The following is a 16,087-nucleotide window of genomic DNA, read 5'->3' on the forward strand; positions in this document are numbered from 1 at the left end:
CGCGGGACCACGAGGTCGGCCTCGACACGAGGATCAGCGACCATGGGGAGACCGGGCAGGTCACCGACGCCGGGTACGAGGAGACTGCCCGGGGCGGCCCGGCCGTCGACGTCATCGAGTGCCGAGGAGCCGGTGTACCGGCCCTCCCGACGCAGCCTGGAGGGCCCGTGTTCGCCAAGGTCCTGGTCGCCAACCGCGGTGAGATCGCCGTGCGCGCGTTCCGCGCCGCCTACGAGCTGGGAGTCGGCACCGTCGCGGTCTTCCCGTGGGAGGACCGCAACTCCGTCCACCGGCTGAAGGCCGACGAGAGCTACCAGATCGGCGAGGCCGGGCACCCCGTCCGGGCCTACCTGTCGGTGGCGGAGGTCGTCCGCGCGGCGCAGCAGGCCGGCGCGGACGCCGTCTATCCCGGCTACGGGTTCCTCTCGGAGAACCCGGACCTGGCCGAGGCGTGCGCGGCCGCGGGACTCACCTTCGTCGGCCCGCCGGCGGCGGTGCTGGAGCTGACCGGCAACAAGGCGCGGGCCATCGCGGCGGCGCGCGAGGCGGGCCTGCCGGTGCTCGCCTCCACCGAGCCCAGCGCGGACGTCGACACCGTGGTCGCCACCGCGCGGGAGCTGCCGTTCCCGGTGTTCGTCAAGGCCGTGGCCGGCGGCGGCGGGCGCGGCATGCGCCGGGTGACCGACCCCGCCGACCTCGCCGCGGCGGTGCAGGCCGCCATGCGGGAGGCGGAGTCCGCGTTCGGCGACCCGACGGTCTTCGTCGAGCAGGCGGTCGTCGAGCCCCGGCACATCGAGGTGCAGATCCTCGCCGACGGGCAGGGGGACGTCGTCCACCTGTTCGAGCGGGACTGCTCAGTGCAGCGGCGGCACCAGAAGGTCGTCGAGCTGGCCCCGGCGCCGAACCTCGCCCCGGAGCTGCGGGAACGGATCTGCGCGGACGCGGTCGCCTTCGCGCGCGCCATCGGCTACGTCAACGCCGGCACCGTGGAGTTCCTGCTCGACGCGCAGGGCCGGCACGTCTTCATCGAGATGAACCCGCGGATCCAGGTGGAGCACACGGTCACCGAGGAGGTCACCGACGTCGACCTGGTGCAGTCCCAGCTGCGGATCGCCGCCGGCGAGACGCTGGCCGACCTCGGGCTGGCCCAGGAGTCGATCACGCTGCGCGGCGCGGCCCTGCAGTGCCGGATCACCACCGAGGACCCGGCCAACGGGTTCCGCCCGGACACCGGCCGGATCACCGCCTACCGGTCGCCCGGCGGGGCCGGCATCCGGCTGGACGGGGGCGCGTCGCTGGGCGCGGAGGTCGAGGCGCACTTCGACTCGCTGCTGGTGAAGCTGACCTGCCGGGGTGCGGACTTCGGCATCGCCGTCGCCCGCGCCCGCCGCGCGGTGGCGGAGTTCCGCATCCGCGGGGTGGCCACCAACATCCCGTTCCTGCAGGCCGTCCTCGACGACCCGGACTTCCGTGCCGGCCACGTGACGACGTCCTTCATCGAGCAGCGCCCCGAGCTCCTCACCTCGCGCAGCTCGGCCGACCGCGGCACCAAGCTGCTGACCTACCTGGCCGACGTGACGGTGAACAAGCCGCACGGGGACCGCCCGCACCTGGTCGACCCGGTCGGCAAGCTGCCGCAGGTGGACCTGCGCACCCCGCCGCCGGACGGCTCGCGGCAGCGGCTGCTCGATCTCGGGCCCGAGCGCTTCGCCGCCGAACTGCGGGCACAGACGGCGCTGGCGGTCACCGACACCACCTTCCGCGACGCCCACCAGTCGCTGCTCGCCACCCGGGTCCGCACCAAGGACCTGCTCGCCGTCGCCGGCCACGTCGCCCGCACCACCCCGCAGCTGCTCAGCCTGGAGTGCTGGGGCGGAGCGACCTACGACGTCGCGCTGCGGTTCCTGCACGAGGACCCCTGGGACCGGCTGGCCGCACTCCGGGAGGCGGTGCCCAACATCTGCCTGCAGATGCTGCTGCGGGGCCGCAACACCGTGGGCTACACGCCCTATCCGGAGCAGGTCACCACGACGTTCGTCGAGGAGGCCGCCCGCACCGGCATCGACGTCTTCCGCGTCTTCGACGCCCTCAACGACGTGGCGCAGATGCGCCCGGCGATCGACGCGGTCCGGGAGACCGGGACGGCGGTCGCGGAGGTGGCGCTGTGCTACACCGGCGACCTGTCCGACCCCGGCGAGACGCTCTACACGCTGGACTACTTCCTGCACCTCGCCGAGCAGATCGTCGACGCCGGTGCGCACGTGCTGGCGATCAAGGACATGGCCGGCCTGCTCCGGCCGCCCGCCGCGGCCCGGCTGGTGGCCGCGCTACGGCAGCGGTTCGACCTGCCGGTGCACCTGCACACGCACGACACCGCCGGCGGTCAGCTCGCCACCCTGCTGGCCGCGGAGCGGGCCGGGGTGGACGCCGTCGACGGCGCGGTCGCGTCCATGGCCGGCACGACGTCGCAGCCGCCGCTGTCGGCCATCGTGGCCGGCACCGACGCCACGGAGCGCGCCACCGGGCTGGACCTGCGCGCGGTCAACGACCTGGAGCCCTACTGGGAGGCGGTCCGCCGGGTGTACGCGCCGTTCGAGTCGGGGCTGCCGGCACCGACCGGGCGGGTCTACACCCACGAGATCCCCGGCGGGCAGCTGTCCAACCTGCGCCAGCAGGCGATCGCGCTGGGGCTGGGCCAGCGGTTCGAGGAGGTCGAGGACGCCTACGCCGCCGCCGACCGGCTGCTCGGCCGGCTGGTCAAGGTCACCCCGTCGTCCAAGGTGGTCGGCGACCTGGCGCTGCAGCTGGTCGGCTCCGGGGTCACGGTGGACGACTTCGCCTCCGACCCGGGCACGTACGACCTGCCGGACTCGGTCATCGGCTTCCTCCGCGGCGACCTCGGCGACCCGCCCGGCGGCTGGCCCGAGCCGTTCCGCACCCGCGCACTGGAGGGCCGCCGTCCGGCCGACCCGCCCGCGGAGCTGTCCGACGACGACCTGCGGGGGCTGGCGGAGCAGCCCCGCCAGACGCTCAACCGGCTGCTGTTCCCCGGTCCCACCCGCGAGTACCAGGCGCACGGCGAGGCCTACGGCGACGTGTCGGTGCTGCCCACCAAGGAGTTCCTCTACGGCCTGCGGCCCGGCGACGAGCACGCCGTCGAGATCGAGCCCGGGGTGACCCTGCTCCTGGGCGTGGAAGCGGTCTCCGACGCCGACGAGCGCGGCATGCGCACCGTCATGAGCAGCCTCAACGGGCAGCTGCGGCCGGTGTCGATCCGCGACCGCAACGTCGAGGCGCAGGTCAGGGCCGCCGAGAAGGCCGACCGCACCGACCCCCGCCAGGTGGCCGCTCCCTTCGCCGGCGTCGTCACCCTCACCGTCGCCGAGGGCGATCCGGTGGCGTCCGGCCAGGCGGTCGCGACCATCGAGGCCATGAAGATGGAGGCCGCCATCACCGCACCGCAGGACGGCACCGTCCGCCGCCTCGCGATCGGGCCGATCCAGCAGGTCGAGGGCGGTGACCTGCTCCTGGTGCTCGACGCGGCCACCGGGCCCGGCCCGGCGTCCTGACCTGACGGCCCGGGTCCGGGGGCATTGCCCCCGAGCCACTCCCCGAGGACAGTCGGGCGCGCGGCGGAGCCGTCGGGGCAGCGCCGCCTCGAGGGGGAACACTGGCATGTACGCGCGTTCGACCACCTTCCGCGGGAACCCGGCCGCCATCGACGACGGCATCGCCTACACCCGCGAGAAGGTCCTGCCCGCCGTCACCCAGATGGACGGCTGCCTGGGGCTCGCGATGCTCGCCGACCGCCACACCGGCCGGTGCATCGTGACGACGTCCTGGGACGACGCCGAGGCGATGCGCCGCAGCGCGGAAGCCGTCCGCTCCATCCGCGAGACGGCGATCGCGACCGTCGGCGGCACCGACGCGGACACCGAGGTCGTCGAGTGGTCCGTCGCCGTCCTGCACCGCGTGCGCGAGGCCCCCGAGGGAGCCGCCACCCGGGTCATCTGGACGAAGGGCCCGATCGGCCCGATGGACCACGTCGTCGACGCGTTCCGCACCAGCATCGTGCCCCACCTGGACGACCTGCCCGGCTTCTGCAGCGTGAGCCTGCTCGTCCACCACGACACCGGCCGCTCCGCGACCGCGACCACCTACGACAGCCGCCAGACGATGAACCGCGCCAGGGGCCAGAGCCAGGCGATGCGCGAGGAGTTCACCCAGCACCTGGGCAGGCGGGTCACCGAGGTGGCCGAGTTCGACCTCGTCCTCGCCCACCTGCGCGTCCCCGAGACGGTCTGACCCGGGCACGCCGGCCCAACTGCACCCGGGAGTTCAGCAGCCCGTCACGGGTTCGACACCTGCGGTGCGCATCCTCGCGACATGACCGCGAGCCTGTACGTGACGGGAACCCATGTCGCGTGGATGGAGCGGCACCTCCCGGTCGGCGGCGGGGACCTGCCGCGGCCGGACGGCGTCGCGCACGCCGTGGCGAAGCCGGTCGTCGACGGCCTGGCCGCCTCGGTCTGCGGGGTCCTGGTGACCGCGCGGACCGACGTGGACTGGCAGGCGACCCGGGACGCTCCCCGCTGCGAGGAGTGCCAGCGGGTGGTCGGCTGACCTCAGGGCAGCAGGGGCGCTGCAGCGCCCGATGCGCCGCTGACCGAGCGCGGGAACGGGTCCTCCGCGGGGTCGAACGCACCGACGGTCGCGAAGACCATGAGCCCGGCCGTCGCGACCAGGACGCCGAGCGACTGGACGCACTGCCCGATGACCCGCACCGGTGCAGGCTGCCGCACGTCTCCGGGCCGGGCGACGGGCACGGCCGCCGACCGCCCGATCCAGCGACACGAGGCGCGCGTTCCCCCTGACGGGTGAGAACGTCGCCCACTGGCCGGCCGGGACCTCCGACTGGGCACCGGACCTGTCGATGGGGCGGGGACGGGTCCACGAGGGGAGGTGCGCGGCGATGCGGGTGTCGTTGGTGGTGTACGGACTGCTCTACGTCCTCATGGAGGTGGTCGGGTACCAGCTCGAGCTCATCGGCTGGCCGCAGCTGACCGCGCTGGACGTCGCCACCGCGGTGGCCAACGCCTGCCTGGTGGTCGCCGTCGCGATCGCCGCGCTCGTCGGGCTGGACGTCGGTGCCCGGCGCTGGCGCCGCGCGGTGCACGCCCGGCGGCAGGACCAGCGGCGCCTCGCCGAGGAGTACTGGGCCGCCCAGCAGCCGATCGGCGTCTCCTCGTGGCGGGCGGAGCCGACGCTGGCGCTGCCCGCGGCCGGTCCCCGCCCGAGCCGGAACCCCTACCTCGTCGGGTGGTCGGCCGGGCGCCGCTACCCGGAGGAGCCCGGCCGGCTGCTCTGACGTCCGCTGGTCCGGCCGCCGCTCATCCGGCCACCGCGGGGGTCGACCGCCGGTCGGTCAGTCGGCGAGCACCGCTGCCGTGAGGCCGAGGTCGTGCGCGTCGAGGGCCTGCGGGCCGCCACGCCGGATCGCCCAGGCGAGCGCCACCGCGTCGGCCCGGCCGGGACGCGCACCCGGAGCAGCGACGATCTGGCCCATCTCGTCGGCCGAGGCACCGGCGCCGTCGGACCGCAGCAGCACCCAGCCGGCGTCCTCGAGACGCTGGGAGAGGTCGGCCTCCAGGTCGGCCTCGGCGAGGTCCTCGAAGTCCCACAGGGCGATCGGCTCGGTGGGGCGCAGGGCGGCGACGGCGGGCATGGCGGGTCTCGTTCCTCGGCGGACCGGGCTCGTTCCCGGCGAGGACGACTCTGCGGACGCAACCGCAGGTCCCCGCCGAGGAAGCCGCAGGACTTCCGCAAGACCGGCCGCACCTCGCGTCCCGACGCGCCGACCACGATCCGTGCGCCCCCGCCTCCCGCGAGCGCCCACGGACGACTATGGTCGACACGTCGGGAAGGCCCTGCGCTATGGCAGGACCCCGATGCACGACCTCAGCTAGGAGCGAGCAATGCCCGAAGGCACAGTGAAGTGGTTCAACGCAGAGAAGGGGTTCGGCTTCGCCACCCCTGACGGTGGCGGACCTGATGTGTTCGTCCACTACTCGGCCATCCAGACCAGCGGGTACCGCTCGCTCGACGAAGGCCAGCGGATCTCGTTCGACATCGAGCAGGGCCAGAAGGGCCCGCAGGCGGCGAACGTCAACCCGGTCTGATCCCAGACCACACCAGCGCCCCCCGTCCGGTTCTCCGGGCGGGGGGCGCTGTCGTTCGCCCGGGGGCGGGCGGGTGTCAGCGGGCCCGGGGCACGTAACCGCCGATCAGCGCCGACATGAGCAGGGCCCCGTCGTCCGGGCCGACCGCGGTGGCGGCGTCGGCGAGGGCCCGCCAGCGCGCCCGCTCCACGTCCGTCGGCGCGTTCTCCGCCCGGGTGGTCACCTGCTCGAGGAGCCGGTCCCACTCCCCCTGCGGTGTCGGCCAGAGCCCGGCCAGCCGCCGCGCCTCGGGGGAGATCCCGGTGAACCGCACGATGTCGCCGGCGTGGTTGGTCAGCGCCTCGGCGTACCCGGCGGACACCAGCGCCCGCGCGGCGTTCAGCACGTCGGCCTTCGGCAGGCCGCTCGCGGGGACCACCTGACCGAGCAGGTAGGGCGAACCGCCGTGCGCGCCCTCGTCCACGAGCCGGGCGATCGCCCGCAGCACGGGCAGGTCGCGGGTGAACCAGACGTCGGGCAGGGGCGAGGCGGTGGTCACCCGCCCAGTCTCCGCCGCGGACGGCGGCGCCCCGCCACCCGGGTCGGGTGGCGGGGCGCCGTCGAGCGGTCTCCCCGCCGGGTCCCGCCACGAGCGTGCGCGCGGCGGGGGCAGGGAGGTCCTCGTCTCAGGGGCGGGCGCCGGTGAGCTCCGGCCGCAGCACCAGGAGGACGCCCAGCGCCGCGTAGCCGGCCAGCAGGTGCCCGGCGGCGATGGCGGGCGCGGCGGCGGCGAAGGCGACCGACGCGGGGATGACCACGGGAGCCCAGCTCTCCGCACCCAGCGGCCAGAACCGCGCCGCGCCGCGCCACCGGCCCGCGATCGCGATCCGGATGCCGATGGCGAACATGCCGAGCATCGAGATCGGCCAGAACGCGTCGACGGCCACCCAGGCCGGGACGTCGTCCCACGCCGGCACCAGGATCGTCTGCAGGGTCGAGAGCATCGCCAGCCCCAGCAGCACGTGCTCGATCCGCAGCACCGCCCGGGCCAGCCGGCCGGTGCCGATGGCGCCGGTGGCCTGCTGGGCGCCGACCAGCGCGACCAGCCCGACCTGGAACAGCAGCGTGGAGGTGTTGTAGACGGCGGCGTCCAGGCCCGGGTCGGCACCGAGGCCGTAGACCAGGATGCAGCTCGCCCAGGCGGCCGAGCCGAGGGCCGTGGCGGCGCCAGCGGCCCGGACCGTGCGGACGGCGGGACCGGCGGGCGGGACGGCGGCCGGCGCGGCGCCGGTCCGGTCGGTGCGGGCCGGCGCGGGGGTGGTGCTGAGGGACATCTCGTCTCCCGGATCTTGGTCGCGGTGCCCGGTGCACCGCCTGGGAGAACCGTCTCGGCGCGGCGTCCCGGGCAGCCAGGGCGCGCCGCCCCGATCCGGTCCCCCTCCCCGTCCCGGGCGACACGGGACGGCTGCCTCGTGACGCTCGGGACACCGGCGCGGAATGATCTCGCGCGTGCTGACCGAGACCGGGGCGCCGCCGGCTGCTCCGGCCGGCGCCGACTCCCCCGCCTCCCCCCGCTCGCGGGCGCGGTGGGTCGCCGGCGCGGTGGCGGTGGCCAGCGGCGGCGCCACCGTGGCCGCGGTGGTCCTCGATGCGCTCACGCCCGCAGCGGCGCGGGCGGCCGCGGAGGCCACCGTCGGCTCGATCCTCGGCCTGCCCGGTCTGCTCCTCGCGGTCCCGGCCTTCCTCCTGCTGTCTCGGCTGCCCCGGCACCCGGTGTCCTGGGTGGTGGCCGGCAACGCGCTGGCCTGGGGCCTGGACGGGCTGGCCCAGTCGTGGCTGACCCACGCGCTGCGCGGTGAGGTGGTGCTGCCCGGCGCCACCGCCGCGTTCTGGTACGTCTCGCGCTTCGGCGCCTGGCTGCTGGTGGGGTTGCCGCTGCTCCTGCTGCTCTACCCGGGCGGGCGACTGCCGGGGGGCCGGTGGCGCCCGGTCGCGGTCATGGCCTTGCTCGCCACCACGGTGCTGCCGTTGCTGCTCATGGTCGCACCGGCCGCGGCCCTGGACGCCGGGAGCGACATCGACCCGCCCGCCTACTACGACCGGATCGACGTCGACCCGACCAGCCTCCCGCTGCCGGCCGGGCTCGTCGTGCCCCTGGCCCGGGTCGGCCTGCCGCTGGCACTGCTGGGCGTCCTCGTCTGCGTCGCCATCGTCGTACTGCGGCACCGGGGCGCCGGGGGCGAGCAGCGTCGGCAGCTGCGCTGGCTCGTCTGGGCCGCGGTGGCCGACGCGCTGGTGCTGCTGACCGCCGGCGTGGCGCCCGGCGACCTCTCGTCGCTGGCGCTCGCGCTGACCGTGTCCCTGACCGGGGCGGCGGCCGCGGTCGGGTTGCTGTGGCCGCGCGCGGTCGACATCGACCGCCTGCTCGGGGGGACGCTCGTCTACGGCGGGCTGGCGGTGGCCGTCGTCCTGCTCGACCTCGCGGTGATCGCCGCCGCCGGCGCGTTGCTCGGCGACCGGCTCGGCGAGCGGGACGCCACCCTCCTCGCCCTCCTCGTCGTGACCGCGCTCTACGTGCCGTTGCGTGCTCAGGCGTGGCGGCTGGTGCGCCGCTGGGTGCTGGGTGAGCAGGAGGACCCCTACCGCGTGGTCTCCGGGCTGGCCGAGCGGCTGGAGCGTTCCGACGGCGCGGAGGAGCAGCTCACGGCGGTCGCCGGAGGGGTCGCCGAGGCCTTCCGTTCGCCGTACGTGGGGGTGGAGGTCGACGCCCCCGGCGGCGGCCGGCTGGTCGCCGAGCACGGACGGCGCCCCGCCACCGTCCAGTCGCTGCCGATCGCCTACCGCGGGGAGGAGGTCGGCCGGCTGCTGCTCCCCCGGGACGGCGTCCGCGCGCAACTGGTGACCCGCGACGAGCGGCTGCTCGCCGACGTCGTCCGGCAGGCCGCGGCGGCCGCCCGCGCCAGCGCCCTGGCCACCGAGCTGCAGACGAGCCGGGAGCAGCTGGTCGCGGCGCGGGAGGAGGAGCGCCGGCGGCTGCGCCGGGACCTGCACGACGGCCTGGGACCCTCGCTGGGCGCGGTGGTGCTGCGCATCGACACCGCCCGGAACCTCGCCGCGCACCGCCCGGAGGACGCCGACCGGCTGCTGCGCCAAGCACGCGACGACGTCGCGGCCGCGCTCGCCGACGTCCGCCGGCTGGTGCACGACCTGCGCCCGCCCGCGCTCGACGACCTGGGTCTGGGTGGCGCGGTCCGCCAGCAGGCCGGGCGGCTGCTCGCGCCGCCCGTGGCCGTCACCGTGGACGCCGCCGACCTCCCCCACCTGCGTGCGGCCGTCGAGGTCGCTGCGTACCGGATCGCCTCCGAGGCCCTGGCCAACGTGGCGCGACACGCGTCGGCGTCCCGGGTCCGGGTCTCGCTGTCCTGCGACGGTGACGGCGCGCTGGTGGTGGAGGTCTCCGACGACGGCGTCGGCATCGCGCCGGGGGCACCGGCCGGGGTGGGGCTGGTGTCGCTGCGCGAGCGGGCCGCCGAGCTCGGGGGCCGCTGTTGGGTGGAGTGCCCGCCGTCGGGGGGCACGGTGGTCCGGGCTGTGCTGCCCGTCGACGGGAGGGGTGACGGTGGCTGAGCCGGAGGAACCGCTGCGGATCGTCGTCGTCGACGACCACCCGGTCTACCGGGACGGGCTCGCCGTGCTGCTCGGCTCGGTACCCGGACTGGTCGTCGTGGGCACCGCGGCCGACGGCGCGGCGGCGGTCGAGCTGGCCCGCGAGGAGCAGCCCGACGTCGTCGTCATGGACGTGCAGATGCCGGTGCTCGACGGGATCGAGGCCACCCGCACCATCACCACCGAGTCGCCCTCGGTCGGCGTCGTGGTGCTCACCATGAGCGAGGACGACGGGACCGTGTTCGCCGCCGTCCGCGCCGGTGCCCGCGGCTACCTGCTCAAGGGCGCCGACCAGGAGGAGGTGGTCCGGGCGATCACGACCGTCGCGTCCGGCGGGGCGGTCTTCGGTGCCGCGCTGGCCCGGCGGATCGCGGACTTCTTCGCCGGTGGGCCCGCCGGGCCGCAGGCGGCGTTCCCGCAGCTGACCGCCCGCGAGCGGGAGGTGCTCGACCTGGTGGCCGCCGGGCGGTCCAACGCGCAGATCGCCGCGGCCCTGTACCTGTCGCCGAAGACGGTCCGCAACAACGTCTCCAACGTGCTGGCCAAGCTGCAGGTCACCGATCGGGCCCAGGCCATCGTGCAGGCGCGGGACGCCGGGCTGGGCCGCTGATCGGGGCCGTTCCGGTCGTACCGTGGAGCTCATGACGACGTCCGCGGAGAAGCAGCCCCAGGTCATCAAGAGCGACGCCGAGTGGCGGGCGGAGCTGTCGCCGGAGGAGTACGCCGTCCTCCGGCAGGCCGGCACCGAACGGCCCTGGACCGGCGAGTACGTCGACACGAAGACGACCGGCGTCTACAGCTGCCGGGCCTGCGGGGCCGAGCTGTTCCGCTCCGGCGCGAAGTTCGACTCGCACTGCGGCTGGCCGTCGTTCTACGAGCCGACGTCCGCCGACAACGTGGTGCTCCGCCAGGACCGCAGCCACGGCATGGTCCGCACCGAGGTGCTCTGCGGCAACTGCCACAGCCACCTGGGGCACCTGTTCGCCGACGCCCCGCAGACCCCCACCGGCGACCGGTACTGCATCAACTCGGTCTCGATCAGGCTGCTCCCCTCGTGACCCCCCGGGTCACAGCGCGGCCAGGTGCCGTACCCGCGCTGGGCTGAGCCGGTCCGCGGTCGGCGTCGGGAGGCCTCCGGCCCCCGCGACGCCGATCGCCGGGCTCCCTAGGCCAGGTCGGCGACCAGCTCGGCGACGGGCTTGCGGACGCCGGTGTAGAACGGGATCTCCTCGCGGACGTGCCGCCGGGCCCGGCTGGCCCGCAGGTCCCGCATCAGGTCGACGATGCGGTGCAGCTCGTCGGCCTCGAAGGCCAGCATCCACTCGTAGTCGCCCAGGCCGAACGAGGCGACGGTGTTGGCGCGCACGTCGGGGTAGGGCCGGGCCTGCATGCCGTGCTCCTTGAGCATGTCCCGGCGCTCCTCGTCCGGCAGCAGGTACCACTCGTAGGACCGGACGAACGGGTACACGCAGACGTAGCGGCGTGGCTCCTCGTCGGCGAGGAACGCCGGGATGTGGCTGCGGTTGAACTCCGCCGGACGGTGCAGCGCCATCTGCGACCAGACGGGGTCGAGGTGCCGGCCCAGTCCGGTGCGGCGGAACCGGGTGTAGGCCTCCTGCAGCGCGTCGGCGGTCTCCGCGTGCCACCACACCATGACGTCGGCGTCGGCCCGCAGGCCCGCGACGTCGTAGGTCCCGCGGATGACGACGTCCTTGCCGGCGAGCTCCGTGAACAGCTCGTCGACCTCGTCGGCGACGCGGTGCCGGCCCTCGGCCTCGAGCGGGCGGGCCAGCCGGAACACCGACCACATCGTGTAGCGGATGGTCGCGTTGAGCTCGTTCGCCCGCTTGCCGATGCTGCGTTCCCCGGTCTGCTCGCTCATGGGGTCATTGTCCCCCGCGTCCCGGCGGTTCCCGCCGTGCGGGTCGCCGAGGGACCGCGACCGGTCAGCGCGCGCGGAGCGGCTCGCGCTCTCGCTCGCGCTCGATCCGCGCGGTGCGTTCGTCGCGGCAGTCGGCACAGGCGGCCATCGACACGTGGTGGCGCAGGCAGCGGACGGGACGGGGGGACCGGACAGGGACGGGATCTGGATGGTGCAGGGAACTCACGTCGCATCCAACAACCGCCGGGTCCGCGGGATGCCCGGGCGTGGCCGGGGACACGGGACGGGCATCCCGGGACGGCGTCGGCTCAGCCGGGACGGCGCCGACTCAACCAGGCGTCGACGGCGATCTCGACCGTGCGGCCGACGAGGAATCCGGGAGCCCGGATCCCGACCGCCGTCCGGTCCAGGACGGCCACCGCGCCGACCCGCAACCACGTGCCGTCCGGACCGGCCACCGGCGCCGCGCTGACCGCGAGCGGTGCCGAGGTGCCGCGGACGCGCAGCACCCCGTGGGCGGTCCAGCCGACACCGTCGGCACCGGTGAACCGGTCGGCCGACCAGGTCATGGCCGGGTGGCGGTCGATGTCCAGGAACCGCGGCTTGCGCAGGTCCGAGTCGCGCCGGGCGATGCCGGTGGCGAGGCTCTCCAGGTCCAGCTCCGCCGCCACCCGCACGGGCGTGCCCTGGTCGTCGACCTCGACCTCGCCCCAGCTGCAGGCCACCGAGCCGTGCACCGGGCGGCCCAGGTTGGACACGGTGAAGGTGATCCGGGTCCGGCTGTCGGAGACCGCCCACGTGCCGGCGGTCACCCGCTGGGTCCGCACCCCGGCGGTCACGACCGCACCTCGGCGGGGACGTCGGCGCGCAGGACCCGCCCCAGCTCCACGCGGTCCGCGCCCGGCAGCAGGGCCGGGTCCTCGCCGGGCAGCAGCGACGTGTGCCTGATCCGGTCCTGCACCTCGGTGAGCGTCTCCAGGCCGGTCGCCAGCCCGACGACGACGATGGCGTCGTCCGCCGACCGGAACACCAGCACACCGATCAGGCCGTCGACGTCCCGGACCGCCGGGTGGATCCGCTCGCGACCGCCCCGCTCCGCGGCCTGCGCGACCGCCGGGTCGCCGGCTCCGTTGACCCAGGTCAGCTGGGCGAACAGCGGGGTCCGGCCGGCGGCGATGCCGTCCATGCGGTCGACCAGCCGGTAGGCACGGCTGCCGGGGACGGCCGGGGGCTCGCCGGACCAGAGCGTGACGACGGTGCCCTCGTCCCCGTCCTGGTGCTCGACGACGATCGCGCCGGCCGGGTCCGCGCCCGCGGCGAGCACGCGTGCGAGGGGATCGGTGTCGGCGCCGGTCGGACGCCGGTAGGGGTGGACGGTGGCGTACACGGGGTGCTCCTCGGGTCGGGGACCGGCTGGTCGGTCCCGGCGCCGAGAACGATCCGGCGGCGGCGCGGCCGGGACATCCGTGGAAGCACGGGATCTCGGCACTGAGAAGCCGGTACGCACGCAGGCCACCCGCGGGGATACTGCCCGCCGTGGGGACCGCCACCCGATCCGCCGGCGACCCCGCGTTCGTCGGCCGCACCGCCGAGCTGGCGCAGCTGACGGCGGGCATCGCCGCGGCCGCGGCCGGCCGGGGCGGTCTGTTCCTGCTCTCCGGGCCGGCGGGCATCGGCAAGACGCGCACCGTCGAGGAGGCGGTGGCCGACGCGCCCGCCGTCGCCTGGGGGCGGTGCGTGGACGACCCCGGCGCCCCGCCGCTGTGGCCGTGGCGCCGGGTGGCCCGGGCGCTGCCGGGGGTGCGGGCGGCCGTCGCCGAGGCCCTGTCGGGCATCGACCTGGCCCGCGAGGGGTCCGCCGACCCGGAGGCCGCGCGCTTCGCGCTGGTCACGACCGCCACCGAGGCGCTGCTGGACGCGGCCGAGCCGGACGGCGTGGTCGTCGTCCTGGAGGACCTGCACTGGGCGGACGAGACCTCGCTGCGGCTGCTCCGCCACCTGGCCGGCGAGCTGCAGCGCTCCCGGCTGCTCGTCGTCGGCACCTACCGCGACCCGGCGGGCGGGGCGGAGGGCCGACCGCTGGACCGGACGCTGCCCGACCTGCTCCGCTGGCCCACCACGCGTGCGCTGGCACTGGCCCCGCTCACCGAGGAGGACGTCCGGGCCTACCTGCCCGATGCGCCGCTGGAGGCGGTCCGCGTCGCCCACCGGCGCAGCGGCGGCAACCCGCTCTACCTGCGGGCGGTCGCCCGGACGCCCGCGTCCGGCGACGGTGACGGCGGCACCGAGCTGCGCCACCTGGTCCGGACGACGCTGACGGCGCTGTCCCCCGCGGTCCTCGACCTGCTCGACACCGCCGCGGTCCTGGGCGAGGAGGTGGACGCCGGCCGGCTGGCCCTGGTGACCGGGCGGCCGCCGGACGAGGTGCGCGACGGGCTGGACGCCGCGGTCCGGGCGGGCGTCCTGACCGCCGTCCCGGACACCCCCGGCAGACGGCGGTTCGCGCACGCGGTGGTGCGCGACGCGATCTACGGCGACCTCTCCCCCAGCACGCGCGAGGAACTGCACCGCCGCAGCGCCGAGGCGCTGGAGCAGGTCGCCGACGACGACGACACCGCGGCCGGGCTGGTCGCCGGGCACTGGCTCCGGGCGGCCACGGAGCGGGCCACGCTGCGGCGGGCGGCGTCCTGGGCTCGCCGCGCGGCGGACGCGGCGACCGGGTCGCTCGCCTTCGACGAGGCGGCCCGGTTCCTCGCGATGGCGCTGGCCGCCACCGACCGCGCCGGCCCCGCCCTCGGGGACCGGGCCGAGCTGCTGCTGGAGCTCGCGACGGCGGAGTTCCGCGCCGGGCGGTTCGGCGAGAGCCTGGAGCACGCCACCGCCGCCTCCGACGCCGCGGCCGAGTGCGGACGCACCGACCTGCTGGCCCCCGCCGCGCTGACCGTCCAGGACGTGGCGGCACCCGGGTTCCCGCCGGCGGTCCTCCGCATGTGCGAGCGGGCGCTGGCGGACCCGTCCGTGGCGGGGCGGCCGGCGCTGCGGGCCCGGCTGCTCGCCCAGGCGGCCTCGGTGCTGGCCGACGCGGGACGGGGAACCGCCTCGACGGTGCACTCGACGCAGGCCCTGACCCTGGCGGAGGAGAGCGGCGACCCGCAGGCCGTCATCGACGCCGTCCGCGCCCGGATGAAGGCGCACCCCACCGCGCTGCCGCGGGCCGAACGGCTCCGCCTGGGCCGGCTGGCGATCGACCACGCGGCGGCGACCGGTCAGCCGCTGGCCGAGCTGTGGGGCGCCAAGTGGCGGATCGACGCGGCGCTCGAGGGCGGCGACACGGCCACCGTCGAGGACGAACTGGCCCGCGTCACCGCGCTGGCGCGGCGCACCCGCCTGCCGCTGGTCCGGTGGCACGACCTGCGGCTGCGGGCGTCGGTCGCCGCGCTGTACGGGCGGTTCGAGGAGGCGCTCGCGCTCAACGAGGAGGCCCGGGTCGTGGGCGCGACCGAGCTGACCCAGGACCTGTCCGCGGCGGGCATGTCGGGCGCGTTCCTGTACCAGTACTCGCTGGTCACGGGGATCGCGCACGACCTGGAGGGCGAGGCGGTCAGCCTCATGGACCTCGCCGACGACGTGCCGATCGTGCAGGCGAGCCGGACGGTCGTCGCCCTGGTCAACGGGCGCCGGGACGAGGCCGCGGCCCGGTACGCGCAGCTGCGCCCCCGGATGGCCGAGCCGGACTTCGTGGAGTCGGCGGGTGTGGCGGAGACGCTGGTGCCGCTGGTCGAGGAGTTCGGCGACGCAGCGGCGGCGGAGGCGCTCGGCGCGATCATCGGCGCGATGCCCATGGACGCCGGGGGCGCGGGCGTCTACTGCTGCGGCTCCCTGGAGGTCCTGCTCGGCCGGCTCGCCGCGGTGCGGGGCCGGTGGGACGAGGCGGTCGGGCACTTCGACGCGGCGCTGGCGGTGGACTCCCGCACCGGCGCCCGCCCGGCCGCCGTCAACGACCGGCTGGGGCTGGCGGGGGCACTCCTCGAGCGGGGCCGGGCCGCCGACCTGCCCCGGGCGCACGAGCTGGCGCGGACGGCGCTGGCCGAGGCCCGGCGCCTCGGCATGCCGGGGCCGGCGGGCCGGGCCGCCGCCCTCGTCGAGCGGGCCGGCCGGGCGGCGCGCGCCGCGGACCCGCTCACCGGCCGGGAGCGGGAGATCGCCACGCTCGTCGCCGCGGCCCTCACCAACCGCCAGATCGCCGACCGGCTGGTGCTCTCGGAGCGGACCATCGAGAGCCACGTGCGCAACATCCTGGCCAAGCTCGGCCTCGCCAACCGCACCGAGATCGCGACCGTGACGGCCGCGCACGGCCGGGCCCGCTCCTGAGCCGGCGCCC

16 protein-coding genes are annotated in these 16,087 nt (G+C 76.0%); 9 read left to right on the forward strand and 7 right to left on the reverse strand.

All coding sequences use genetic code 11. From position 1 onward, the window contains the following. Positions 1-167 precede the first annotated feature (167 nt). The 3 genes from GCU56_RS13285 (at position 168) to GCU56_RS13295 (ending at position 4,623) form a co-directional block, all read left to right on the forward strand. A complete protein-coding gene (locus tag GCU56_RS13285; RefSeq protein ID WP_163482207.1) occupies positions 168-3,569 on the forward strand; it encodes a pyruvate carboxylase in 3,402 nt (1,133 codons plus the stop codon). Positions 3,570-3,675: 106 nt separating this feature from the next. Next, complete coding sequence (locus tag GCU56_RS13290) at positions 3,676-4,305, forward strand: hypothetical protein (protein ID WP_163482208.1); 630 nt, start codon at positions 3,676-3,678, stop codon at positions 4,303-4,305. Between the two features lie 81 nt (positions 4,306-4,386). After that, complete coding sequence (locus GCU56_RS13295) at positions 4,387-4,623, forward strand: hypothetical protein (protein ID WP_163482209.1); 237 nt, start codon at positions 4,387-4,389, stop codon at positions 4,621-4,623. Positions 4,624-4,625: 2 nt separating this feature from the next. Here the strand turns inward: GCU56_RS13295 and GCU56_RS13300 are convergent, their stop codons facing one another. Then, complete coding sequence (locus tag GCU56_RS13300; protein ID WP_163482210.1) at positions 4,626-4,784, reverse strand: hypothetical protein; 159 nt, start codon at positions 4,782-4,784, stop codon at positions 4,626-4,628. A 188-nt stretch (positions 4,785-4,972) separates the two neighbouring features. On the opposite strand from GCU56_RS13300, the gene GCU56_RS13305 reads away from it, so the two are divergent. Next, a complete protein-coding gene (locus GCU56_RS13305) occupies positions 4,973-5,368 on the forward strand; it encodes a hypothetical protein (RefSeq protein ID WP_163482211.1) in 396 nt (131 codons plus the stop codon). Between the two features lie 57 nt (positions 5,369-5,425). Here the strand turns inward: GCU56_RS13305 and GCU56_RS13310 are convergent, their stop codons facing one another. Next, positions 5,426-5,725 (reverse strand): hypothetical protein, encoded by a 300-nt coding sequence (locus GCU56_RS13310; RefSeq protein WP_163482212.1) that lies wholly within the window; start codon positions 5,723-5,725, stop codon positions 5,426-5,428. 250 nt (positions 5,726-5,975) lie between these two features. On the opposite strand from GCU56_RS13310, the gene GCU56_RS13315 reads away from it, so the two are divergent. Then, a complete protein-coding gene (locus GCU56_RS13315; RefSeq protein WP_014741881.1) occupies positions 5,976-6,179 on the forward strand; it encodes a cold-shock protein in 204 nt (67 codons plus the stop codon). 76 nt (positions 6,180-6,255) lie between these two features. Here GCU56_RS13315 and GCU56_RS13320 read toward each other — a convergent pair whose 3' ends face one another. Next, positions 6,256-6,717, reverse strand: a complete 462-nt coding sequence (locus GCU56_RS13320; protein ID WP_163482213.1) for a hypothetical protein — start codon at positions 6,715-6,717, stop codon at positions 6,256-6,258. 127 nt (positions 6,718-6,844) lie between these two features. Next, positions 6,845-7,492, reverse strand: coding sequence for a hypothetical protein (locus GCU56_RS13325; protein WP_163482214.1), 648 nt, complete (start codon positions 7,490-7,492; stop codon positions 6,845-6,847). Positions 7,493-7,667: 175 nt separating this feature from the next. Here GCU56_RS13325 and GCU56_RS13330 point away from each other — a divergent pair, with 175 nt between their 5' ends. From GCU56_RS13330 to msrB, 3 genes are read left to right on the forward strand one after another with little or no spacing between them, the layout of a single operon-like run. Then, positions 7,668-9,785: a histidine kinase gene (locus GCU56_RS13330; protein ID WP_163482215.1), complete on the forward strand. Its 2,118-nt coding sequence runs from the start codon at positions 7,668-7,670 to the stop codon at positions 9,783-9,785. After that, positions 9,778-10,434 (forward strand): response regulator, encoded by a 657-nt coding sequence (locus GCU56_RS13335; RefSeq protein ID WP_163482216.1) that lies wholly within the window; start codon positions 9,778-9,780, stop codon positions 10,432-10,434. Before GCU56_RS13330 ends, GCU56_RS13335 begins: the two co-directional genes overlap by 8 nt. 31 nt (positions 10,435-10,465) lie before the next feature. Beyond that, positions 10,466-10,882: a peptide-methionine (R)-S-oxide reductase MsrB gene (gene msrB / locus GCU56_RS13340; protein WP_163482217.1), complete on the forward strand. Its 417-nt coding sequence runs from the start codon at positions 10,466-10,468 to the stop codon at positions 10,880-10,882. Between the two features lie 107 nt (positions 10,883-10,989). On the opposite strand, the gene hemQ is transcribed toward msrB, so the two are convergent. From hemQ to GCU56_RS25215, 3 genes are all read right to left on the reverse strand, one after another. Then, entirely contained in the window at positions 10,990-11,706 is a 717-nt protein-coding gene (gene hemQ / locus GCU56_RS13345; RefSeq protein WP_163482218.1) for a hydrogen peroxide-dependent heme synthase, read from the reverse strand. A 308-nt stretch (positions 11,707-12,014) separates the two neighbouring features. Beyond that, a complete protein-coding gene (locus GCU56_RS25210) occupies positions 12,015-12,545 on the reverse strand; it encodes a YceI family protein (RefSeq protein ID WP_163482219.1) in 531 nt (176 codons plus the stop codon). Next, complete coding sequence (locus tag GCU56_RS25215; RefSeq protein WP_163482030.1) at positions 12,542-13,093, reverse strand: hypothetical protein; 552 nt, start codon at positions 13,091-13,093, stop codon at positions 12,542-12,544. The genes GCU56_RS25210 and GCU56_RS25215 overlap by 4 nt, the downstream gene beginning before the upstream one ends. A gap of 149 nt (positions 13,094-13,242) precedes the next feature. On the opposite strand from GCU56_RS25215, the gene GCU56_RS13360 reads away from it, so the two are divergent. Further along, positions 13,243-16,077: an AAA family ATPase gene (locus GCU56_RS13360; protein ID WP_163482220.1), complete on the forward strand. Its 2,835-nt coding sequence runs from the start codon at positions 13,243-13,245 to the stop codon at positions 16,075-16,077. Positions 16,078-16,087: the final 10 nt, after the last annotated feature.

Source organism: Geodermatophilus sabuli (genome assembly GCF_010686765.1).
In the GTDB taxonomy this organism is placed as follows: domain Bacteria; phylum Actinomycetota; class Actinomycetes; order Mycobacteriales; family Geodermatophilaceae; genus Geodermatophilus; species Geodermatophilus sabuli_A.